This window comes from Variovorax sp. YR750, assembly GCF_900109805.1.
Taxonomy (GTDB): domain Bacteria; phylum Pseudomonadota; class Gammaproteobacteria; order Burkholderiales; family Burkholderiaceae_C; genus Variovorax; species Variovorax gossypii.
Window position 1 is genome coordinate 120529 of the sequence record NZ_FOBJ01000015.1, and the last position, 23384, is coordinate 143912.

Annotated in this window: 15 protein-coding genes; 9 read left to right on the forward strand and 6 right to left on the reverse strand. The window is 60.2% G+C overall.

The features are described from left to right. Nucleotides 1-34: 34 nt before the first annotated feature. Entirely contained in the window at nucleotides 35-1156 is a 1122-nt protein-coding gene (locus BMY35_RS27435) for an ABC transporter substrate-binding protein (RefSeq protein ID WP_218153016.1), read from the reverse strand. 285 nt (nucleotides 1157-1441) lie between these two features. Here BMY35_RS27435 and BMY35_RS27440 point away from each other — a divergent pair, with 285 nt between their 5' ends. Then, nucleotides 1442-2089 (forward strand): SGNH/GDSL hydrolase family protein, encoded by a 648-nt coding sequence (locus BMY35_RS27440; protein ID WP_093206274.1) that lies wholly within the window; start codon nucleotides 1442-1444, stop codon nucleotides 2087-2089. A gap of 21 nt (nucleotides 2090-2110) precedes the next feature. After that, nucleotides 2111-3211, forward strand: coding sequence for an ROK family transcriptional regulator (locus BMY35_RS27445; RefSeq protein WP_093206179.1), 1101 nt, complete (start codon nucleotides 2111-2113; stop codon nucleotides 3209-3211). A 686-nt stretch (nucleotides 3212-3897) separates the two neighbouring features. On the opposite strand, the gene BMY35_RS27455 is transcribed toward BMY35_RS27445, so the two are convergent. The 5 genes from BMY35_RS27455 to BMY35_RS27475 form a co-directional block, all read right to left on the reverse strand. Further along, complete coding sequence (locus BMY35_RS27455; RefSeq protein ID WP_093206181.1) at nucleotides 3898-5520, reverse strand: hypothetical protein; 1623 nt, start codon at nucleotides 5518-5520, stop codon at nucleotides 3898-3900. Nucleotides 5521-5695: 175 nt separating this feature from the next. Further along, nucleotides 5696-7753, reverse strand: a complete 2058-nt coding sequence (locus BMY35_RS27460; RefSeq protein WP_143080751.1) for an esterase/lipase family protein — start codon at nucleotides 7751-7753, stop codon at nucleotides 5696-5698. 297 nt (nucleotides 7754-8050) lie between these two features. Then, nucleotides 8051-9070: a hypothetical protein gene (locus BMY35_RS27465; protein ID WP_093206183.1), complete on the reverse strand. Its 1020-nt coding sequence runs from the start codon at nucleotides 9068-9070 to the stop codon at nucleotides 8051-8053. After that, nucleotides 9060-10727 (reverse strand): HsdM family class I SAM-dependent methyltransferase, encoded by a 1668-nt coding sequence (locus BMY35_RS27470; protein ID WP_218153017.1) that lies wholly within the window; start codon nucleotides 10725-10727, stop codon nucleotides 9060-9062. The genes BMY35_RS27465 and BMY35_RS27470 overlap by 11 nt, the downstream gene beginning before the upstream one ends. Nucleotides 10728-10949: 222 nt before the next feature. Beyond that, nucleotides 10950-11198 (reverse strand): hypothetical protein, encoded by a 249-nt coding sequence (locus BMY35_RS27475; protein ID WP_093206185.1) that lies wholly within the window; start codon nucleotides 11196-11198, stop codon nucleotides 10950-10952. 226 nt (nucleotides 11199-11424) lie between these two features. Here BMY35_RS27475 and BMY35_RS27480 point away from each other — a divergent pair, with 226 nt between their 5' ends. The 7 genes from BMY35_RS27480 to BMY35_RS27510 all read left to right on the forward strand — a co-directional run bounded on the left by BMY35_RS27480 (nucleotide 11425) and on the right by BMY35_RS27510 (nucleotide 23365). Beyond that, a complete protein-coding gene (locus BMY35_RS27480) occupies nucleotides 11425-11799 on the forward strand; it encodes a hypothetical protein (RefSeq protein ID WP_143080752.1) in 375 nt (124 codons plus the stop codon). Between the two features lie 201 nt (nucleotides 11800-12000). Then, nucleotides 12001-12198 carry a methylation-associated defense system helix-turn-helix domain-containing protein MAD1 gene (locus tag BMY35_RS27485; protein WP_093206187.1) on the forward strand — a complete coding sequence of 66 codons (198 nt, stop codon included), beginning with the start codon at nucleotides 12001-12003 and terminating at the stop codon, nucleotides 12196-12198. Nucleotides 12199-12259: 61 nt separating this feature from the next. Next, nucleotides 12260-15130, forward strand: a complete 2871-nt coding sequence (locus BMY35_RS27490; protein ID WP_093206188.1) for an SNF2-related protein — start codon at nucleotides 12260-12262, stop codon at nucleotides 15128-15130. Further along, the gene (locus BMY35_RS27495) at nucleotides 15130-16896 is read left to right on the forward strand and encodes an AIPR family protein (protein ID WP_093206275.1); all 1767 of its coding nucleotides are present in this window, start codon (nucleotides 15130-15132) and stop codon (nucleotides 16894-16896) included. Before BMY35_RS27490 ends, BMY35_RS27495 begins: the two co-directional genes overlap by 1 nt. Continuing rightward, on the forward strand, nucleotides 16896-18893 hold the full coding sequence (locus BMY35_RS27500; protein WP_093206189.1) for a sensor histidine kinase: 1998 nt from the start codon (nucleotides 16896-16898) through the stop codon (nucleotides 18891-18893). The genes BMY35_RS27495 and BMY35_RS27500 overlap by 1 nt, the downstream gene beginning before the upstream one ends. Before the next feature lie 12 nt (nucleotides 18894-18905). Continuing rightward, nucleotides 18906-20612: a site-specific DNA-methyltransferase gene (locus BMY35_RS27505; protein ID WP_093206190.1), complete on the forward strand. Its 1707-nt coding sequence runs from the start codon at nucleotides 18906-18908 to the stop codon at nucleotides 20610-20612. Next, complete coding sequence (locus tag BMY35_RS27510; protein ID WP_093206191.1) at nucleotides 20609-23365, forward strand: DEAD/DEAH box helicase; 2757 nt, start codon at nucleotides 20609-20611, stop codon at nucleotides 23363-23365. The genes BMY35_RS27505 and BMY35_RS27510 overlap by 4 nt, the downstream gene beginning before the upstream one ends. The last annotated feature ends 19 nt before the right edge of the window (nucleotides 23366-23384 follow it).

The following is a 23384-nucleotide window of genomic DNA, read 5'->3' on the forward strand; positions in this document are numbered from 1 at the left end:
AGACGCCGGGAGAGTGCGAGCCCTCCCGTTGCGATCACTTCTTGGTGCCGTAGTACTTCTGGAGGTCGGATTCCGGCAGCTCGGTGGGCCACCACACGTTCGCCGACAGGTCGGACCGGTAGTACTTCTTGACCTTGGCCAGGTCCCAGCCTTCCGGGTCATAGACGTAGCGCTTGTTCAGGACCTTGCCGTCGAGCAAGGCCGTCGCGGCACGAACGCCTGCCGCGCCTTGGGCGGGGCTGTACTCGGCCGACACCGAGTCGATGCCGGTGCTGATCCATTGGCCGAAGAAGCCGTTGTTGCCTTCGCCGGTGATCGGAGGCACCTTGGCGCCAAACTGCTTGAACACGTCAATGCAAGCGCGCGTCATGTCCGCGCCGGAGGACCAGATCCCATCGACCTTGGGGTTGTTCAGGTAGAACGTCTCGCAGACCTTCTTGCCGTTGTCGTACTGCCACTTGCCGTGGTCCTCGGCGACGATCTTGATCTGCGTGCCCTCAAGCGCCTTCTGCAAGCCCTTGTAGCGATTGATGTCCTCGGGGTGCGCCGGCAGCCCGCGCAGCACCCAGATGCTGCCCTTGCCGCCCAGCTTCTTCACGAGGAAGTCCCCCATGACCTTGCCGAAGTGCTCGCCGCCGCCCTGGATATCGACCGTGTAGGAATCCGTTTCGGTCAGCCCCGTGTGCACGATCACCGGGATGCCTGCCGCGATGGCCTTCTTGATACCAGCGTCTGCGGAAGTGGGTGTCAGCGGGGTCACGATGATCGCGTCGACCTTCTGCGCGATCAGGTCCTCGATATCGGCAACCTGCTTGGACTGGTTGATATTGGCATCCAGCAGGATGAACTTGCTGACACGCGGGTCCTTCTTGGCCGCGTTCTCTGCCTCATGGGCCATCTGCACGGTCCAGGTGTTCGCATTGACACCGAAATGGCTCATGCCGATCTTCCACGGCCCGTTCTTCTTGAACTCGTTGGGCTTGGTCGTACGGGTGTCACCCGGACGAGGGGTGACGCCGTCCATCAGTTTGACGTCCTGTGCGTGGACGCCCAGGGCCGCGGCCATCAAGCCGACGGCCAACAACGCGCCACGGGCGCTCACTGCAAGCTTGAATTTGGACATTTTGTTCGTGTCTCCAGGGTTGGCAGCCTTCACCTTGTCGACTGCTGGCCCGAATCGTATGTCGGCCGGACAATTAATCAACTTCGTAGATTATCTATTGACACTCATGTCGGTGAGGGGTAGAAAAGATCGGCCATCCCCTAGGAGAGTCCTGCCTACAACCTCTCTAATTAGTCAGAACCCTTGAATAACCAATCACCATTCTGGCCAAATTACCGCTCTGGGGCGAGCCGCAGCGGGGGGCGAGGTCCGGCTAAGATCGAACCCCGCTTTCAGAAAGCCCGCATGCCGGCCTCTTGGGGCCGAGCGGCCCACACCATGCGCACCGTTCTTTGCTTCGGCGACTCCAATACCCACGGACAAATCCCGGGAAAAGGTCCTGTTGACCGCTTCGGACCCGATCAAAGATGGCCAGGCGTCATGCGCAACGCCCTCGGGCCATCGTGGTTGGTGATTGAGGAGGGGCTCAGCGGCCGCACGACCGTGCGTGAGGACCCGATCGAGGGAGCACACAAGTCAGGCCGCCTGTACCTGACGCCCTGCGTGCAAAGCCACGCGCCCCTCGATCTGATCATCGTGATGCTGGGCACGAACGATCTGAAGGCGCGGTTCAGTCAGCCACCGTCCGAGGTCGCCATGGGCATTGGCGTGCTTGTCCACGACATACGCGAGCTCGCCGCGGGGCCCGGCGGATCTCAGCCCGAGATCATGATCGTCGCGCCACCGCCCATGCTCGCCGATCTGCGGGAATGGAATTCGGTCTTTGCCGGCGCGCCCGAAAAATCGCTTCACCTAGCGCTGGAGTTCGAGATGATCGCGGACTCCCTGGAGTGCCACTTCTTTGATGCAGGATCGGTGGCGCAATGCCACGAGGACGACGGCTTTCATTTGGGGGCCGAAGCCCAGCACGCGCTGGGCCTTGCGCTGGCTCAAGAGGTCGAAGCCATCGGCTGGCCCGACGCCTGAAGGAGTTTCAACGTGCCAGACATGCGGTTTGCCCCGCCCAAACAACTGCGCATCGCTGACCGGACCGACGGACTTAATCCGGAACGGGTCCGCAGCTACAACGAGCGCGTCGTGCTGTCCTTGCTGCTGCAAAACGAGGGCATTTCACGCCTGGAGATCGGAGCGCGCACCAAGCTCTCGGCCCAGACGGTGTCGGTGATCGTGCGCTCCCTTGAGCACGAGGGCCTGCTCTCGCATGGCGAGGCATTGAGAGGCCGGGTCGGCCCTCCGACCATTCCGGTGTTGCTCAACCCGGACGGAGCCTTTTCCGTCGGCATTGACCTGGGCGATCTGGATACGCAAGTCGTTCTGATCGATTTCCTGGGAGTCGTCCGCTTCCAGGCCAAGGTGTCGCACGCCGATCTGAGCAAGGATGCGCTGCGCGAGGCGATACACGACGCGGTTGGCTCGGCGTTGGAAGTGCTGACGCCCGCGGCCCGCACACGGGTCGCAGGCATCGGCCTGGCTCTGCCGGAAGACGGACGTGCGCTCTCCGCACCGCATGTGCCGACCGTAGAGGAACTGAGCCTGCAAGGCGAGTTGGAGCAAGCCTTCAAGTTACCAGTGTTCGTCCAGAACGACATCACATGTGCCGCAGGCGCGGAAATGATGTTCGGCGCCACGAAAACGATCAGCGACCACCTGTTCTTCTTCATTGGCGAAATGCTGCACAGCCGGCTGGTGTTGAACAACCACGTGTACACGGGCAACTACTCGATTTCCCCTGCCAGTTTCGACGCCGGGCTGCTGAGCCTTCAAAGGAAAGTCGCTCGCGTGGACGGCTCGTCCTTTGACCCCGAGCGCGGCGACGACTGGCGCGATCTGGGCGATTCGCTCGACCGCTGGAGGAGCGAGTGCGTCGGAATTCTGAAGCAGTCGACCCGCTCCCTTGCCCAGTTCGTCGACATTCGATCGATCATCGTTTCGGCGGCCATGCCCAACAGCGTGAGCGAAGCGATCTGCGGTGATTTGCAGCGTGCAATTCCGGGCGTGCGGGTGACTGGTGGCGCAGTGAAGATCGCCCCGAAGGCAGTCGGCGCAGGAAGCTTGCCCTTCATCGCGCGGTTGACCGTTCAGCATTGAAGCGCATGCGGACGAACTGCGCTGCCGCGGCACGCAGCTGTCACCTGCACAAGTGACGGCAAACGCCTGCGAATGCAGGCGCTGAGTTTCGTGTTGACTGCCGGCGCCCCCGTGGAGTGCCGCGGTGGTTGCTCCAGGGAAGTCGGCGCTGATATGCCGCCTGGCTTTCAATCGGCGCAGGGAGCGGGGTGCCCGCCTCAGGGCCATGGCGGTGGTTCGATACATTGAGGGCCCCTTCCTTGTCGGGTAGATTTCCTCGATGGTCAAATACCCCGTTCACACCAAGCGCGACTCCTATCGAGGCGCTGATCCGAAAAAGCGCGCGAAAGCCTTGGCTTTCAACCAGATGCCGGCGGCCGTCGAGGACCATGTGAATCGAGTCCTTCAAGCCCAAGTTGACCCGCTGCACGTGTACATGTACTACGTGATCGCAATGGACATCAGGCACATCGCATGCAGTTGAAGGGCGAGTCGCTCCGGAAGTATCAAGGGCGAAAGAAGCGCGAGGAAACCTAGTAGCCGATGATCGTGACTGCTCGCGCTCCTTCCCAAAGGGGCGCTGGCTGCTTGAGACGAACCGGTATGTGCGCTCAACTCAGCCGGTACGGTTGCTCAGGTCAGCTTGGAACCGATGCTCAGGTCAAGCCGGAACAGGTGGCGAGGTCGGACTGGAACGGATGACCAGTTCAGATCGGAAGGGGTGACCACATCGGCTGGAACGGGTGACTAGGTCCACCGGAACGGATGACTAGGTCCGCTGGAACAGGTGACCAAGTCCGCTGGAACAGGTGACCAAGTCCGCTGGAACGGGTGACTAGGTCGAATGGAACAGGTGACCAGTTCAAACCGGAACAGGTGACCAGTTCAAACTGGAACGGGTGACCAAGTCCGGCTGGAATACGCACCCCCTGAATCACACCGACTGCAGCGACGTCCGTCGCGCTTCCGATGCAAAGCACAATGTCGCCGGGCTGGATGTTCTGCGAGAAGTCACCCAGTGTGCTGCGATCATTCGATCCGAGTTTGAAGTCAGGATCCGTCAAGTCGGCCTTGCGCAGGTCTCCAACATGCCCCCAACCAATGCGAGCTTCACCGTGGGCAAAGCAATACTGGCGTGTAGGGCTTTGCCCAGTCCCATCGATTGAAATCTTCCACACCCGCGGGCTGGCGCTAACGCCGAGTTGCACATCCTGCTTGGGAGCGCTCGACGCGGCCTCGCAAATTTGCCGAAAGATCCCCGGCTCCACCACATATCGGATTTGCCCAGCGTCGGAATTGTCCGTATCGGGCCGGATACCCTCCACGAAGTCCTCGTAGCTGAAGCTTTGGTGAAAGGTTATGAAGCGAATCCGCTTGGCTTCCGCGAGTTCGTCGTATCGCTCCTTGAGTACACCGCGATCTTCTGCGTTTTTGTCGAGGAACTCCGGATCCAGGATGCGCAATGCTTCGTCGATCGTGGCATGGGTCTTTCCGGTCCCAGGAGGGCCCTGAAGAATCGTGTTAATCGATGTTGGAGCTTCGCTGTAGTTGAGATCTTCGATGTCCTCGCTGGCATCCAAGTCCATTTCGAGTGTGTTCGCGTCTTCGGCTACTGTCTCCTTTGTAGGCGCCAAACCGAGCTCGGCGCTGTACAGTGCTTGCATGAAGCCATGGACGGTTAATTTCGAAATCTGCCTTCGAGCCTCTTCGTACACCTCTCTGAGCAACATCAGACGTGCCACAGGCTTCTTGACCGAGGGAATCAGAGCCGCTGGATAGCCCAATTCGATCAAAAAGTGGCGGATATGTTCGGAGGATGAGATCGGAATGATGTCGTCCGGATGATAGACACTCAGCAGACGAAGTTTTCGCCCTTCGCCGATCATGACTCGCTTGCTCTCTAAATTGGCGCGGGCATAGACCTGCGCGTCGTCGTCCACCCACGCGAGGTCGCTCAGTGCCGCGCTCGCAATGGCATGTTGGATTTTCATTGTGTACGCCACGGCATCCTGATCGGTAAGGTCGCGCAGCTTGCGGTTCTTGTACAGCGTGCCGTCCTTTCTCCAATGCACCTGATGCCCCCTGGAGGTTCCCGGCATATACCTCCCCAGCAGGGGCTGGAGTCCTCGTTCGATCCACCAACTAAAACTTGAGTTATCGCCCTTACCGATGCAGTATTCATCAACGGTCAGGTGTGCGAGCTTTTCCACAGGATAGGTTCGCAGAAAATCCCGGTACAGAGCGTTGGTCGATACCACTCTGTCGATAGGAAAGGGGCTCTGGCGAAGCAGGCTGAGCAGCTGCTCGAAACGAGGGGTGGGACTGAACATTTTGCTTTGGGATGGTGTGGTTATCTCGGGGCGGCGTTGTGCGGCACATTGGCTTCCGGTTCTAGCTTCTTCCAAACCGGCCGGGCGTCATTGAAAATCCATGCCGAGCGCGTTTCCGCCTCCGGCGGAGCCGACGGTGTCATCGCCGCTCGGGACTCGTGCTGATGGCTCCTTGTCAGCGTGATCTCCGGCAGAAATCCCCTTGGTCGAAGCAATACTGCAGCCCCGACTCGATATCGTTGCAGGGCTTGGCTAACGCCTCCTTGGCATAGGGCCAGCCGGTGGCGGCCGCCCGAAGGTACGGCTCTGCCTCCCTGCATTGCCCTGATTCGAGGAGCGACTTGCCAAGATTTCTGCGCAACGTGCTCGCGAACTCGGCCTCGGACTTTGACAACTGCTCCTTGACGGCTTCCAGCTCCTTGACGCCCGATTCGGCTCGTGTCAGGCTCGTCGAGGCAGCCTTCCAGTCAAGTTGCTTAGCCAGGACTAGGCCGCGATTGCCTTCTGCGAAGGCGAAATCAGGATTGCCTTGATCCAGGATGCGTGCCGAGGCCCCGAATTGCTTCAAGGCGACCGAACTTCGGTTCGCCGCCGGAGCCGCTGCAACCTTGGCCTTGGCGGCCGAATAGGTGGCAGCGCAGTCACCGCGCTTCTGGCACAGAAGTGCATTGAAGTTGGCGACGGAATCCAGAGCACCAAGAAGCAGCCGAGACTCCCTCTGGGCCATCCCTTGCGGCTCCAGGGCTGCGCGTACCTGCGCGGCGTCCGGGCCGCTGGACATGCCCCTTGCAATGGCGGCGATCCAGTCGGGACGGGAGGTTGCTGCCCGAGTGATATCGGAAACCCAGACGGCGGCGAGCGCCTGCGGCAGGTGGTTGCCGAAGTAGTCATCGAAGAAGTTGGGGTCGCCCGGGAGGTTGCCGTGCACGCTCTCCACACCCATCCGCCGCGAGAAAGTCCCGAGGCTCGGTTGGTTCATGGCACTCGCGTAGGGGACGCGTCCGTCGCCCCACGTCGACCCCCATTGGTCGTACTCGGAGATGTAGGGGGCCCGGTAGCCAGCCTGATCAGGGACTTTCCAGATGCGTGAGAAGTACAGCCAAGTAGGGTACCCGAGCGGTGCAGGCTGGAACTGCGAGCGAAACTCACGGGCTTTCGCGAGCACCTTGGGCAACGAGGCAGGAAGGGCATAGCTGTCGGAGTCGTTGCCCTTGCGAAGCATTTGCTTGCCGGCGGGGAGAGTCCAGAACGCGACGTCGTAGTAGCTGGTGCCTGGCGTTCCCTCCGGCTGGTCATTCCCTGCGGGAACGCCCACGCAGGAGACGTTGTCCCCGTTGTCTGACGGCGGCGGGCTGAGCTCGATGGCACCCGGCCAGCTCAGCAACAGCGGGCGGATGCCCTGCGTGAATTGCGCGGCAACACCGTTTTGAAACGCGTCGGCCAGTTTCTCGGTCCAGGAGGTCAACGCCTTCAAGGTGCTTCGCACCTGCAACTGGTCGTCGCGGGTGGGCTGGATGTAGCCGCTTTGCACCATCCGAACGATCTCGCAGCTACCGCGCAAGGGAGACCCGAGCACAGTCAACTGGAGCACGCGACGGCCGAGTCCGTATTCGCCGCGGGCGTGCTTGTCGGCCCATGTCCAGCTTACCAGGCCACCCATGCTGTGAGCGATGATCACCAGATCGGAATACTTTGCCTCCAAGCCGGAAATGCATCTGTCGAGGTCGCGGGCGCCGGAACGGATGTCTCGCCGCCAGTCGTAGCCGCACGCCAGCACTTGGACGCCGTTGGCGGTGCCCCATTTCTCGATCGCCGAGAAGGCATCGCCATAGAAGTCCATCGGACCGATCGATCGCAAGAGTGCTGCCTTCACGCCGGACTCAGCCTGTTCGTCCACCAGCCGCTCCGGGAGCTCGAGACGGGAAATGAGCGAGCCCGGGTTCTCTAGGCGGCCGAAGATGTTTTGCCCGTCGGGCGCCGTGAGTTCGGAGCCGAGGATCCCGGGCACGAAGACAAGGGCCAGCCGAGTGCGCGCCGCATCGAGCTCCGCCCCAATCTCCGGCTGAACTGCGGCAGCCTTGCGCAGTGCATCCCATGTCCTCGTCAAGGTGGTTCCCGCGGCCGTGTCCGACCACCCGATGGCCGGCGACTGCGCAAAGCCCATGGCCGAAAAGAGTAAGCAGAGGCAAGCCGCACCGAATCGGCGCACGATCAATCCGGAAGAATTTGACATGTCGATGCCCCTCCTCAGCGCAACGCCCGGCGCCTGGATTGGCTGTCGAGCAGGTCAGCGAACTCAAGCCCAGGCGCCTTCAAGAGCGGATGAGAGGCACCAGTGCCCGTGCACTCGCACTCTTCGGACCGGCCGAAATCGTACTGCGCGACCCGGCACTGCATCGCTACCTTGCTTGTGGGATGTCATAGCACTTCGAGCATCCATCACAGCGGAGCCAGTGGCACAAGAGACCGACGACGCGCCGGCTGATCTGGCGTAAAGCGGGGCCAAAATCTCCGAGAGGAGGTGGCAGACCTACCGTAACACGGGTGAAAGGCGCCGATTTCGTGCCTCTTTGTGCATGTTGACTGGGGTAGCGCCGAGGACCCGTGTGACCATCGCTGCGAGAAAACGGCCAGGTGCAAGTTCCTCCGGAATCTGCTTGTTGAGGATCTTCACTTTGGGCAACTGCGCGATGTCTTGGTCGACGATGGCATCGAGGGCGGGGGCTGGCACGCTCTCCTCCTCGACCTCGCGCCCGGGTTCCGGCAGGGCCGTCACGGCAGGCTCTTCGCCCGTCTCGGGGATCGCTTCGTCGCTGCCGTATTCCATCAGGACCAGGCAGGTCGCATGGTAGGCGTCGTCCTCGCGCCCGAGCTTGGCGAGCAGGTCAAAGAGCCACTCCGCGGTCGCAGCTTCCTTCTGGAGGATGTCGGAGCGAAGGCCGAACATGAAGCCCAGCGCGGCCAAGGGGTGTCGCAGCCGCAGGTTCTTCGCGTCGCCATAGGATTCCTCGATGCGATTGGGCGCATTCTTGCCATAGGAAGAGTCCATGCGCTTGGTCGAGATCAGCAGTTCCGGACCCGTCCTCCAGTCCGAGATCACGACGTCCACCTGCTTGAGGTAGTTCTTGCCGAGGATGATTCCGCTGGACGATGTCGCACCCGCGATCACACCGTCCCTCTCGATGCGGTCCACGACGGTTTTGCGGGTCCCGGCAGGCAATGCCTTCAGCAGGTTGGCGATGGGCGCCGGAAGGATGCGCGGGTGAACCGGCCGCGGCCAGACCTGGTCAGTGTCGAAGCCGGCGCGTCGCAGTTCGTAGCTCACCCACACGTCGAGCGCCAGGGCCGGCACGCCGGATTGGGTGCCGGCCTTCAGGTGAAGAGGAACGCCCAGCAGCAGGGCCAGGGTTTCGAAATCCGGCTCGAAGCGCAATTGCCCGTTCGCGCCTCGAATCCAGGGATTGCTGTGGACGTTGTCGGGGGCGGCGCGTGCAACGATTCGATCAAAGATGACCCAGGCTTTGGCCTTGGCGCTCAGTTCAGTGGCCACTGGCCCCCCTCAAGGTTCGACGACGCGCGAATTCTGCCCGCGCTTGTCGGATATGTGCGATTTGTTCTGCAGAAAGGTCACCGACGTCCGCCAGGAGCGCCTGATCCACGAGCGCTACGGCATCGAGCAGCCTGCCATCGGCAAGCAGGTTGGCGACTTGTTGTCTGATGGTGCGAAGCGCTTCTGCACGGGCCAGAACCAACGCGGGCGAGGGCATGGCCCAGACATCAGCTTCTTTGGGCTCGATCTTCAGGATGCCGCCCCCGTAGGCGCGCCCGACCATCTCCGCGTGCAGCAACGTGACCGAGTTCAGACTCGCCAGCGGCAGGAGCTCACAGCCAAGCTCGCGGTGCTTGGCTGTGAGGAAGACGCCGTGCACCGAATTGAGGTGCCGCGCCTTCGCTTCATTGGCGGTGAGCCTGGGCGTGTCTGCGTTCATGCATGTCAGCAGCAAGTCGGCAGCGGGGACCAGCGGCACCTGGTACCAGGTCTTGCGCACGCGGCACTTGTAGGCCGTATCGACACCAGTCCGGTGACCATCTGCGATGTACGCAGCGGCCTTGGCCGAAGGTGGTGTGCTCGGGTAGAAGAGGAGGGTGGCCTGCCCCTCTCGACCCAGTTTCGCGAGCAGGTCGCTCGAAAGCGAGAGACCACGCAGGTGCGAGCTCCCCGGCGGCGAGAGGTGCAACAGTTCCTTGTCGCGCAGGCCGAGCTCCTTGGCTCGCTGGGGCGAGAGCGTGAAGTATTTGTTGTTGCCCGTGACGATGCCGAGCGTGGTGTCTCCCCATGTCTCCAGACGGGTGAAGTGTCTTTCTTTCAGCAGCTTGTGCAGCGGCTCGACGGCATCGGGGTCGACGAGGCTAGAGGTCCACTTTGCAGCCGGGTCCGTGGGCGTCCAGGTTTGTCCCACGCCCAGAGAGGCGAGCTCTGCCGCGTTCCTGGCTTGTCGGATGGTGGCGTGGTTGGCCGGGCCCTCAAGGTACCCGTCGGCCAGCAGCAGCACGACATCCGCTTCGGCTTCGGGAAACACCTGCTCGGCAAAGAGCACGAGTTGCACGTCGCGAAAGCGCTCGAAGAGGAAGCGGCGCACGGGCGCCGCGTAGTTCACCGAGAGCAGCTCGGCCGGGAGCACAAGCCCGAGGCGCCCGCCTTGCCCCAGGAACAACGCGGAGTGGATGGTGAAGGCGGCCCAGCTGGAAGCGAGGCCGGTGAGCGACACGCCGCCCCGGAGGGCGGCTTCGCGCGAGCGCGCACGGGATTCGCCCGAGAAATCCTGGTAGCGGATGTACGGCGGGTTGCCGATGACCGCGTCGTAGACCGGCTCGGGCTCGATCGCGAAGAAGTCGCTGTGCCTCACATTGGCCTGGCCGCCCGCATCAAGCACGCGCTGGCGGGCGACCTTTGCACTGTGGGCATGGATCTCGACACCGTCCACGATGGGCTGTGCATCGGAGCCCGGTGCGAGTTCGCGAAGGCGATCCACGGCAGCGACGAGGAAGGCGGCGTCGCCTGCCGAGGGCTCCATCACGAGGTCGTCAGGCTTGCGGATGGCCCAGTGGGCGATGAACCGGGTGATCTCGTCGGGCGTGAAAAAGGCCCCTCGCTCCTTGCGCAGCGCAGGTGTGTCGTCGGGGTGGATGGAGTGCGCGAGAGTCACCGGGGGCATTCTATTTTGCAAAGCGCGCGCACCCGACGGGCGGCAGGTCTGTCAGGTCGCGGCTTGGGGGCTTGGAGGTGGATCGGCGGCGAATGCGGTCATGCGGCCCGACCATGGTTCGTCCGATCAAATCCCATCCGGTGGCAGATCACACCATGCAGGCGCATGCATTGCCATCGCGTCCGTGCGCGGCGGAGGGCGTGCGGGACCGCGGGTGAAGGCCTAACGTGTCTTGTTCGACTGAGACACCACGCTGCCGGCAAGCGTCTTGGTCACCTTGGACGCGTGAGGGTTGTCCAGCGCGCGCGAGGCTCGGTCTTCCGTCTTTGCCCCGGTCTGCGCGGCGCGGCCGCTTTGTGGCAATGCAGATCCTGAGAGGGAGCGCTGGATGCCGCTGGCCGATGCGTTTCCGAGCGTTCTGCCGGCGACGGAGGCCACGGTCGGGGATGTTTGCTTGGTGTTCCTGAACATGCTTGATCCTTTCCCTCCACGCATATGGAATCACCGGACGCCTGGAGGTTGGTGTCTGGATACTGGTATTTTATACAGTACCATGCATGTGTCCAGCATCCAGCATCCAGCATCCAGCATCCAGCGCCGCGGTCTGTCTCTCAGGGCCTCGCGCTGGTCAGCAGTCGACGTGATTGACCGTATCCGTCTGTTACGGTAGCTTGCGCTTCACCTCTTTGTTGACCGATTGCCCGGTAATCGCATCTGCAATGGCTGTCCTGATTCCTGCGTTGAGCACCTGCGTCTCTCGGATACGCTTCGCGCTCGCCGTGCGCCGGTCTGTATTCGCGACCTGCTGCCCGGTTCCGGGCTTGAGGTGCTGCACATCCCGGCCGCTCAGTCGAGTATGGGCCACTTGGCCAGGCTTACCGGGGAGATTGACCAGGCGGCTTTGCACGACATCTGCCGCGCGCTGCGCGCAGAGTTCATCGCCAGCGACACGAACATGCTGCGACTGGAATTCGACGACGGCGCGGAGCTGATCGTGTACGCCATCGAGGTGCGAGCCTTGGTGATGGCGGCAACCGGAGTCACGCTCATCGACGTGGAGGGGTGTCGCTGACGGACAGTTCCTGGAGGCTATGCCGGGGGCGATGGTGTCGCATTGTTAACGCTGAGCACCTTGAGTCGTGCAAGTCCTTCCGGGGCGTTCTCGCACCTTCCCGCCCCAGGGTCCATTCCTGGCTGTTCCCGGCTTGGTGCGGTAAAATTGGCCACTCTTGGCAAACAAATGACAGCAGCGGCAACTGTCAAAGGCGGACTTATGACTGAAACCGAAGGCGAAATCCTTACGCTGGACGAAGTTGCTGCGTACCTCAAGGCTGGGAAGCGAACTGTGTATCGGCTCGCTCAGAAGGGAGAGATTCCGGCCTTCAAGTTAGGCGGGACATGGCGCTTCCGTCGGGCCGAGCTGGACCGCTGGATTGCGGAAAGCATCAACAAGAACCCGGGGGCAGAGTGACCGCGCGTCAACGCAGACGGCTCGTCACCTCGCCGAAAGGTCACACGGAGGCACGCTATCGATGACTCAGCAGCAACTGACGCCGCATCAGAGCCTGTATTACGCCTGGCTGCTGACCCGACGCGCGGCCGGCGACTCCGTGGAATCGCTTAAATCCACGCTGGTGGACTCGCAAGTGGACCTCAACCCGCATCAGGTTGAAGCTGCCTTGTTCGCCTGCGCGAACCCGCTTTCTCGCGGCGTCATCCTGGCCGACGAAGTGGGGCTCGGCAAAACCATTGAGGCCGGGCTGGTGATCTCTCAGCGCTGGGCCGAGCGCCGCCGCCGCATCCTGATCGTCGTGCCCGCCAACCTGCGCAAGCAATGGCACCAGGAGCTGCAAGATAAGTTCAACCTGCAGGGCGTCCTCCTAGAGGCCAAGAGCTTCAACGTCCTACGCAAACAGGGCCGCCAGAATCCGTTTCAAGGGGCGTCCGGCCCCGTCATCTGCTCTTACCAGTTCGCAAAGGCGAAGGCGGCCGACATCAAGGCGGTTGATTGGGACCTGGTTGTGCTCGATGAAGCGCACCGCCTGCGCAATGTCTACAAGACCAGCAACGTGATCGCCAAGACGCTGAAAGAAGCTCTGGCCCATGTGCATTCCAAAGTGTTGCTGACGGCCACGCCTTTGCAGAACTCGCTGCTAGAGCTTTATGGCCTAGTCAGCATGATCGATGACCGCGTTTTTGGTGACATCGACAGCTTCCGCTCGCAGTTCACGGCACAGCCGAGGGAACAGGCTTTCGCAGCCCTGCGAGCCCGCCTTGCCACCGTCTGCAAACGCACTTTGCGCCGCCAGGTTCAGCAGTACGTGCCCTACACAGCACGGCGGGCCATCGTTGAAGAGTTTTCTCCCTCGAACGAGGAACGAGAGCTGTCCAACCTTGTCGCTGACTACCTCCGGCGGCCTAACCTCAAGGCGTTGCCGGAAGGCCAACGGCAACTGATTTCCTTGGTACTGTGGAAGCTGCTGGCCTCATCGACCCACGCCATTGCGGGGGCGCTGGAGACCATGGCCAAGCGGCTTCAGAGTGAACTCGACGAGTCGTCGAACATCCCCGATCTTGCCGAGGTGCTTGACGACGACTACGAGTCTCTCGACGAAACCGCTGACGAATGGGACGGGCCGGAGGGCTCCGCTGCGTCGCTTCCCTCCAATCAGCGTGATGCGGTCGCCCAGGAAATTGCCGAACTGCGGCACTTCAAAACACTGGCGACCAACATCCGAGAGAACGCGAAGGGGACGGCACTGCTGACTGCCCTAGACAAGGCATTCACCGAACTTGATCGGCTCGGCGCAGCAAAAAAGGCCATCATCTTCACGGAATCTAAGCGCACCCAGGAATACCTTCTCTCGCTCTTGGCTGACACGCCCTACGGCGAGGGCATCGTCTTGTTCAACGGCACGAATAGTGATGCCCGCGCACAAGCGGTGTATGCCGATTGGATCAAGCGCCACGAGGGAACGGATCGCATCACGGGTTCGAGGACCGCCGACACACGAGCCGCGCTGGTGGAGCATTTCAAAGAGCACGGTACGGTGATGATCGCCACCGAGGCAGGTGCCGAGGGCATCAACCTTCAGTTCTGCTCGCTGGTCATCAACTATGACCTGCCGTGGAACCCACAACGCATCGAACAGCGCATCGGTCGCTGTCACCGTTATGGGCAGAAGTTCGACGTGGTGGTAGTCAACTTCGTGGACCGCAGCAATGAAGCCGACGCTAGGGTCTATGAGCTGCTCGATCAGAAGTTCCAGCTCTTTGAAGGTGTGTTTGGTGCCAGCGACGAGGTGCTTGGGGCCATCGGCTCTGGCGTCGATTTTGAGCGGCGGATCGCGGACATCTATCAAAACTGCCGTGACCCGGATGCGATCAGGTCCAGCTTCGAGCAGTTGCAGCGCGACTTGTCTGGCGAGATCAATGAGGCCATGGTCAAGACCCGGCAAATTCTGCTGGAGAACTTTGACGAAGAAGTCCAGGACAAGCTGCGCGTCAGAGCTGCGGATAGCCGAGCTGCCCGCAGCAAGTACGAACGCATGCTGCTCGACCTTACTCAGGCCGAACTGGCCGACTGCGCCGTCTTCGACGACGACGGTTTTGTCCTTCAGCGCCTGCCAGCCACTACCTTGAATGCGGTTGAACTCGGCCGCTATGAGCTGCCTCGCCGTTCTGGCGACTCGCACCTTTATCGAATCGGTCATCCGCTCGCCGAGTGGGTAACAAAGCAAGCGAAGAACCATGAGCTTTCGGGCTCACGGCTCGTCTTTGACTACGACGCACACGGCACCCAAGTCAGTACTCTCAAGCCCTATCGCGGCAAGACTGGCTGGCTGACCTTGAAGCTTGTGACTGTTGAAGCCCTGGACAACCAAGAGCAGCGCCTAGTGGTGGCGGCTATCACGTCAGACGGCCAGACCCTCGCAGAAGACGATCCTGAAAAGCTGCTGCGCTTGCCGGCGCACGGACAGCCCGCTGAACTGGCTGGATTCGATGTATCCCCTCTCAGTGATGACTTGGCGATGCGGAAATCCGCCGTCTTGCGCGAAATCAATCAGCGCAACCTGGGTTACTTTGAGCAGGAGGTCCAGAAGCTCGATGCGTGGGCTGATGACCTGAAGCTGGGCATCGAACAGGAGATCAAAGAGATCGACCGGCAAATCAAGGAAGTGCGCCGCACGGCAGCCAGCGCCTCCACACTGGAAGAAAAGCTCTCCTGGCAGAAGCAGCAGCGGGAGCTGGAAGCCAAGCGCACCAAGCTCCGCCGCGAGCTTTTCAATCGCCAAGATGCCATTGAATCTGAGCGCAACGAGCTGATCAATCAGTTGGAAGCCAAGTTGCAGCAGGATGTGCAGGAGCAGACCCTGTTCACTGTTGAATGGGAGTTGATCTGATGGCGACGGCACCGATACGTCCGCTCGAACTGGACCTGCTGTGCCAGAAGTTGGACGCCGACTACGCAACACTTATCACGGGAACGGGCACAAGCCCGGAGTCCCGCCGCAGCAATTTCCTGTCCAAGGCCATCGCTGCATTTGTGTTGCATGAGGCCGCTGGCGCGACCTTGGAAGAGTCCGTCGCCGCGAGCATCGACGGCGGCCTGGATCACGGCATCGATTCGGTGTTCGTGGCCAATGATCAGACTATTTGGCTGGTCCAGTCGAAGTACAAGGAGTCAGGCTCCGGCGAACCGGAACTAGGGGACGTGTCCAAGTTCCGCGATGGCGTGATTGATCTCATACAGGGGCGCTGGGGCCGCTTCAACAACGCACTTCAGAACCGCAGCGCGGCAATCACCGCTGCTTTGAACAGCGGCATCTGCAAGGTCAAGGTGGTACTCGCCTACTCCGGCACGGCGGTTTCCGATGACCGGAGGGACATCTTTTCCGATCTTGAGCGAGCGTTCAACGGGCCGAATCCCGGATTTCTGCGATGCCACGCCTATGGGCTCACCACCCTTCACGATCTCCACTTGGACGGCATCTCGGCCCAAGCGATTGAGGCCGACATCGAGCTGAAGGACTTCGGTCACACCCAGGAGCCCTACAGGGCGTTCTACGGTCGCATGGACGCCAAGCGGCTAGCAGAACTTTGGGTGCAGCACGAAGACCGCTTGGTTGACCGCAACATCAGACGCTTCAAGGGAACGACGACCGTCAACGCTGGATTGACGGAGACCCTGCAACAGGAAGCGCAGCATTTCTTCTACTTCAACAACGGCGTCACGTTCCTCTGTGAGGCCATCAATGAGCAGCATCCCCGCGACCCCCATCGGGAGTCTGGGAGATTTCGTGTCAGAGGGCTTTCCATCATCAACGGCGCTCAAACCGTTGGTGCTATAGCTAAAGAGCCTATAGCGCACTACGACGCGAATCCCGCCATGGTGATGGCGACATTCGTGTGTCTGGACAACGCGCCGGACGGCTTTGGCGACCGGGTGACACAATCTCGAAACCGTCAAAACGCGGTGGACTTGGAAGACTTCGCCGCTCTGGATGAGCGGCAAGCCATGTGGCAGCAGACGCTGCGGATGGCTGGTATCGAGTACATCGTCAAGCATGGGCAGGACGATCTTCCGCCCTCGCCAACCAGCTTCAGTGCACGTGAGCTGGCACCGTATTTGGCCTGCACCGTTACGACGAACGATTGGCAGGACTACCTGGTCGCAGCGAAGTCGGACAAGAAGAGGCTCTTCGGACGAGAGGGTCTCGTCCCTGCGACCGATCCGTTACGTCAGTCCTACGAGCGACTGTTCGCAGATTCTCTGACCGCCAAGCAGATGTGGCGCATTGCCCAGATCGGCCGCACGGTAATCGGCAAGGTTCGTGATCGCGCAAGTGCCGAGGCCGATCCCCAAGGGTTACCCCAGGGCGCGTTGCCGGCCAAAGAAGTTCTCGGCCACGGTGCCTGGATGATCCTCCACGTGATCTTCATCCGGCTGTTCTTGCACAACGGCGTCGAGCTGAATCTCAACGCAGACGAACTGACGGCACTCTCTCGCGAAATCGATTTGGTGGCAGATCGCTTGGTTAGCGTGGTTCAAGCAGTTCAATGGAACAAGCAGGCTCGCAGCGTCTTTGAGAACAAGGCGGACTGTCGATCCGTGAAAGGCCGTTTGATGACTGCCTTGGCGCAGCAAGACCAGGGAGGACATCAATAGTGCAAGCGAATATCAAAGGTCTGGTAGACCGGCTGGAGCTTTCCCAGGCCAAGGCCATGATGCCTCTCTACGAGGCCATTTCCAACGCCGTCGATGCCATCGAAGAGCATCAAGACGGCTTCAGCAACCACTCGATTCGTATCCGGCTGGTAGCGTCCAATGATCTCGCCCACCAGGGTGGAGACGGGACTCTTGTCGTTGATGGCTTCGATGTCATCGACGATGGCGTTGGCTTCAACGACAAGAACCTGGCCTCCTTCAAGGAGGCCCACACCCTGTCGAAGGTGAAGCTGGGTGGTCGAGGTGTCGGCCGCTTTACCTTTCTGAAGGTGTTCTCGTCCGTCCGCATTCGCAGTGTCTTCAAGCGTGAGGGCCAGGGGCTGCTTCGCGAGTTCGACTTCAGCATTGAAGATGAGTTGAAGGGCGCGGATGTCACGTCCGAGGTCACCGAGAAGTGCGGCACGCAGACCTCTCTGCGCGGCATGGATGAGAAGTTCCGCGCTGGGTGGCCCACACAGCCCGAGACGATTGCCGAGCGCTTGATCGCGCATTTCTTGATCCGCTTTGCGGCACGCTCTTGCCCGTCGATGACGCTGGAATCACCCGGCCACGCGCCGATTGACCTGCACGCGCTGTTCCAGTCCACGGTGATGGCCCACATTGAGGCGCAGTTCTTCGATGTTTCCGGCCACACGTTCGCCTTGCAGGCCTATCGACACCGTGATGGCCGCTCGCGCCATGAGCTGAACCTGTGCGCCAACGGGCGAGAGGTCACCACCACGAAGTTGCGAGACCTGCTGCCGGAGCTGCCCGAGAAATTTCTGGATGACGACCAGTCGCCGTACACACTCATCGTGCTGGTGACCGGGGAGTACCTAGACGACCATGCTAACCAGGAGCGCACTCGGATCGCGTTCCAGAGCGATGAAGAACCCGAGCTGGAGCAGACACTGGTTTCCCGCCGCGCCTTGAACCAAGGCATCACAGGCGCATTGCGCTCCTTGCTCACTGGCGACCTGAAATCAACCAATGAAGAAAAGCGCGTCCAGATCGAAAAGTTCGTCGAGCAGGCACCGGAATACAGGGCACTGACGCACCCTCGCTACCGAGAAATCATCGAGCAGCGGATTCAACCTGGCTTGTCGGACGAGAAGCTGGACGAGGCGCTCCTGCATGTCAAACGGGACGTTGAAGACGGTGTTCGCAAGGATTTGCGCCACGCGGCTACCTATTTTGAGAGCGAATCGTTTGAGCAATACGCAGAACGCTTCCAAACACTTGCCGAACAGGCCAATGAGCTGGGCAAGGCTGAGCTTGCGAAGTACATCACCCATCGTCGGACGATTCTTGACTTAGTATCGATGAGCCTGAAGAAACGACGCTCGGATAATAAATACCCGCTTGAAAAAGTCTTGCACAAGATGCTCTTCCCCATGGGGGCCACATCGAAGGATATTTTCTTTGAGCAGCAGAACCTGTGGGTGATCGACGAGCGGCTTTGTTATCACACGCTACTCACCTCAGACAAAAAGCTCAAATCGATCGAGGGGCTTGAAGACACGTCCGGCAAGGAGCCCGATATTTGCGCCTTCTTCTACGACACCCCTATCGGTGTTAGGGAAGAAGAGGACTCCACAGGTGCGATTGTAGTGATCGAGTTCAAGCGCCCCGGTCGCGACGACTATCAAGCAGACCCCGCACAGCAAATCATCAAACGGTTTGTCGAGATTCAGGAGAGCAAGCTCGATGATGTGGATGGCAGACCCATCAACGCCCGTGGCATTCGATTTTTTGGCTATTTGATAGCGGATTTGACGCCATCCCTCAAGCGAGAGATGCGAATGAACTATCACGAGTCTATTGATGGCGAAGGGTATTTCAAGACACTCACGGGTGGCAACGGCTACGTCGAAATCATTTCCTATGACAAGCTTCTGAAGGACGCAGCACGCCGAAATCGCGTGCTGTTCGAGAAGCTTGGCCTCCACAAGAATTAAGGTAGCAAGACCATGAGCAAACAAAAATTAGAGCTAACCTGGATTGGCAAAGAAAAGCGACCCAAACTGGAGCCGCGCATCCTGCTCGAAGACCCGGAAAAGTCCTACCACGCCCGGCACCGCGTGACCGAGAGCGATATCTTCGATAACCGGCTGATCTTCGGAGACAACCTGCTGGCACTAAAGGCGCTAGAGCATGAGTTTTCCGGGGAGGTTAAGTGCGTCTTCATCGACCCGCCCTATAACACGGGTAGTGCTTTCGAGCATTACGACGATGGGCTTGAGCACTCCATATGGCTAGGACTGATGCGCGACCGACTTGAGATCATCCAGCGATTACTAGCAGAGGATGGCTCCCTTTGGATCACAGTTGATGATAACGAGGTTCATTACCTAAAGGTGCTTTGCGACGAGATTTTTGGACGCAAAAATTTCGTGGCTAATGTCGTTTGGCAGAAGCGGTACTCGCGCGAGAATCGTGTCGCAATTGGCGATGCTCATGATCACATGTTGATCTACGCGAAAGACAAATCAAGCCCGCGATTTAAATTTAATAAACTGCCGCTAGAGGATAAGCAGCGCAAGGTCTATAAGAATCCTAATTCGGACCCCAAAGGCCCGTGGCGCGGAGTTTCCCTCGCCGCACAAGGCTACCGGCCAAATCAGATGTACACAATTACTGCGCCGAATGGGAAGCAACACAAACCACCCACCGGGTCGTGCTGGAAGGTCATTGAGTCAAAGTATCTCGAACTACTCAAAAACGATCTAATTTACTTTGGCAAGGACGGGAATGCAGTTCCCTCTCGGAAGCAGTACCTTGCCGATATTGAGGGCGTGGTTCCGTGGACATGGTGGCCGCATGAAGAGGCTGGACACACTGATGAAGCCAAAAGGGAGAGCCAGACTCTCTTTGGGGCTGATTGCGCATTCGCAACTCCGAAGCCAGAGCGGCTGCTTTTCCGTGTGATTCAAATCGCCACCAATTCCGGCGACCTCGTCCTTGATTCATTCGCTGGTTCAGGCACAACTGGCGCAGTCGCTCACAAAATGGGCCGCCGTTGGATTATGGTAGAGCTTGGAGAGCATTGCCATACTCACGTTATTCCGCGCCTGAAGAAGCTCATTGACGGAGAAGACAGCGGTGGTATTACTGACAGCGAAAACTGGTTGGGTGGGGGAGGATTTCGCTATTACAAGCTCGCACCGAGTCTGATCGTCAATGACCGCTGGGGCAATCCGGTCATCAACCCTGAATACAACGCCGCACAGTTGGCCGAAGCGCTCGCCAAGCTGGAAGGCTTCACCTACGCCCCATCGGAGGTTCAGTGGTGGCAGCACGGGTACTCCAGTGAGCGGGACTTCATCTACGTCACGACCCAAAACCTGTCGGCGGAACAACTGCAAGCGCTGTCGGATGAAGTCGGCAGCGACCAGAGCCTGCTCGTCTGCTGTGCGGCTTTCCACGGTGTCACTGCAGCCAAGGCATCCGAGCGTTGGCCAAACCTGACGCTGAAGAAGATTCCGAAGATGGTTCTCGCTCGCTGTGAGTGGGGCCACGATGATTACAGCCTCAACGTCGCCAATCTGCCGATTGCGGAGAAGACAGAGCCAGCCGAAGAGCCCGAGCCTGCAATCGGCGCTGCCGCACGCAAAACCAAGAAATCCGCCGCCACGAACGCGGGGCAAGGCGGCCTGTTTGGGGAGAACGAAGAATGAATTCACGCGTCCAGAACGCCGTCTCCGGCCGGCTGTCTCTGCGCCCGCCACAAGCGGAGTCACTTGCGAAGCTCGTGCGCGCCATCGAGGCCGCGCCGGAGTTGCTCGGCCATGACCAAAATGTGGCAACCATCCTTGCCACGTTGAAGGCGGAATTCCCTACGCTGGAAGACTTTGAACGCGAATTCCCCTCGCTGTGCTTCTCACTGGCCACAGGCGTGGGCAAGACGCGGCTGATGGGCGCGTTCATTGCCTACCTGCACCTGGCGCACGGCATCAACAACTTCTTCGTGCTGGCGCCCAACCTGACGATCTACAATAAGCTGATCACCGACTTCACGCGCAACACGCCCAAGTACGTCTTCAAGGGGATCGCGGAGTTTGCGCAGCAGCCGCCCTTGATCATCACGGGCGACAACTACGACCAGACCGGTGCGGTGGTTCAGGACCAGACGATGGGCTTTGCGCACGACGTGCGCATCAACATCTTCAACATCTCCAAGATCAACTCCGAAGTGCGTGGCGGCAAGGAGCCCCGCATCAAGCGCATCCGGGAGGTGTTGGGAGATAGCTACTTCAACCACCTGGCCAGCCTGGACGACCTAGTGCTGTTGATGGACGAGTCGCACCGCTACCGAGCCAGTGCCGGCGTGCGCTCCATCAACGAACTGAAGCCCTTGTTTGGCCTTGAGGTGACGGCCACCCCGTTCGTGGAATCCACGCGTGGCCCTGTGCAGTTCAAGAACGTGGTGATGGACTACCCACTGGCGCGGGCGATGGAAGACGGCTTTGTCAAAGAGCCTGCAGCCGTGACCCAGCGCAATTTCGACGCCAAGGCGCACTCCGCGGAAGAGATCGAAAAGATCAAGCTGGAAGATGGCGTTCGCCTGCACGAGACCACCAAGGTCGAGCTGCTGACCTATGCCCGAGAGAACGGCGTGAAGGTGGTCAAGCCCTTCATGCTGGTGATCGCACGGGACACCACGCATGCCTCGCAGCTAAAGACGCTGATTGAGTCATCGGCCTTCTATGAAGGGCGCTATGCGGACAAGGTGATTCAGGTGGACTCCAGCCGCACGGGGGCCGAAGAGGAGGAGATGATCTCCAAGCTCCTGGCGGTTGAGAGCGTGGACGAACCCACCGAGATCGTCATCCACGTCAACATGCTCAAAGAGGGCTGGGACGTGACGAACCTCTATACCATCGTGCCCCTGCGTGCGGCCAACGCGCGCACGCTGATCGAGCAATCCATTGGTCGCGGCTTGCGCCTGCCCTACGGCAAGCGCACGGGTGTCGCTACGGTGGACCGCTTGAACATCGTGGCCCACGACAAGTTCCAAGAGATCATCGACGAGGCGAACCGAGGCGACTCGCCGATCCGCCTGAAGCAGGTGATCCTGGAGGCACCAAGCGCTGACGACAAGAAGGTGAGCGTGCAGGTCAGCTCAGGCGCAATGGCGCGGCTGGGTCTTGCAGAGCCCCCGCCCGTTGCCACCAGTCCTGTCAGCGTGGGGTCGGCTCCGACCACAGCGTCTGCGCCCGTGTTCACCACGGAGCGCGAGCGCCAAGCAGCGCGCATGGTGATGGATGTGATCGGCAAGTACGAGGTGAGGCGTGACCTCGTGCCGACGAGCAATGCGCTGCTCACCCCGGAGGTGCAATCGGTCATTCTGGCTGAAGTGACCGAGCGGCTGAAGCCTGCCCAGGGGGAGTTGCTGGCTGAAGTGGACGATGCCGCACCAGGTCTTGATCTGTCGGCCGTTGTGTCCAAGACCACTGAAATAGTGGTGCAGCAAACCATCGACATTCCGCGAATAGCAGTCGTGCCCACTGGAGAGGTCACCACCGGCTTTCACCCGTTCAAGCTGGGTTCACTACCCAACTTCCAGCCGGGTCAACGGGAGATCGTCGGCCAAGAGCTGCGCACGAACCATCAATTCACCATGAGCCGCGAGGCGGGCATCAGGGAGCAGCGCTTCGAGGACTACATCGTCAAGAAGCTAATCGACTATGACGACATCGACTACTTCACGCAGGCCGAGTTGCTCTATGACCTGGCCGGTCAGGCTGTAGCCCACTACAAGGCACAGAACTACTCGGAAAACGAGCTGCATGAAGTGTTCGACATTTATGGTGGAGAGCTGGCCCGCCTGATCAGGGCCGAGATGATGGCCCACTTCTGGGAAGAGGCCACTGACTACGAGGTGCAGGTCAGCCGAGGTTTCACAGAACTCAAGCCCTGCAACTACACGGCGGTCGCCGGGCAGACGGCACACAACTACCGCGAAACGGTTACCGATCTGGGCAAGATCAAGCAGATGTTGTTTGGCGGGTTCTCACGATGCCTGTACCCGCTACAAAAGTTTGACTCGGACACCGAGAGGCGCTTCGCGGTCATCCTTGAACGCGGTGCCTTGAAGTGGCTCAAGCCCGCCAAGGGGCAGTTCCAGATTTACTACAAGCTGGGTAGCGAGCAGCCGGAGTACATCCCTGACTTCGTGGCCGAGACGGATTCAATGATCCTCATGGTGGAAACCAAGAAGCGGGACGACTTGAGTTCGGACGAGGTGAAGTCAAAGGCTGCCGCTGCCGTTCGATGGTGCTCGCACGCTTCTAGCCACGCGGCAACGGTCGGTGGCAAGCAGTGGCGTTACCTGCTGGTGCCGCACGATGAAATTGCTGAGTCAAAGCGGCTCAGCGACTTCTTGCGATATGAAGTGCAGCGCATGGGAGGGGCGACGGCCAACGGATAATCAGGACGACTGCCCTGTA

Bases quoted from the DNA above. Each gene is read 5' to 3' on its own strand.
- BMY35_RS27440 (WP_093206274.1), top strand. From the start codon at position 1,442: ATGCGCACCGTTCTTTGCTTCGGCGACTCCAATACCCACGGACAAATC.
- BMY35_RS27445 (WP_093206179.1), top strand. From the start codon at position 2,111: ATGCGGTTTGCCCCGCCCAAACAACTGCGCATCGCTGACCGGACCGAC.
- BMY35_RS27455 (WP_093206181.1), bottom strand. From the start codon at position 5,520: ATGTTCAGTCCCACCCCTCGTTTCGAGCAGCTGCTCAGCCTGCTTCGC.
- BMY35_RS27460 (WP_143080751.1), bottom strand. From the start codon at position 7,753: ATGTCAAATTCTTCCGGATTGATCGTGCGCCGATTCGGTGCGGCTTGC.
- BMY35_RS27475 (WP_093206185.1), bottom strand. From the start codon at position 11,198: ATGTTCAGGAACACCAAGCAAACATCCCCGACCGTGGCCTCCGTCGCC.
- BMY35_RS27485 (WP_093206187.1), top strand. From the start codon at position 12,001: ATGACTGAAACCGAAGGCGAAATCCTTACGCTGGACGAAGTTGCTGCG.
- BMY35_RS27490 (WP_093206188.1), top strand. From the start codon at position 12,260: ATGACTCAGCAGCAACTGACGCCGCATCAGAGCCTGTATTACGCCTGG.
- BMY35_RS27495 (WP_093206275.1), top strand. From the start codon at position 15,130: ATGGCGACGGCACCGATACGTCCGCTCGAACTGGACCTGCTGTGCCAG.
- BMY35_RS27505 (WP_093206190.1), top strand. From the start codon at position 18,906: ATGAGCAAACAAAAATTAGAGCTAACCTGGATTGGCAAAGAAAAGCGA.
- BMY35_RS27510 (WP_093206191.1), top strand. From the start codon at position 20,609: ATGAATTCACGCGTCCAGAACGCCGTCTCCGGCCGGCTGTCTCTGCGC.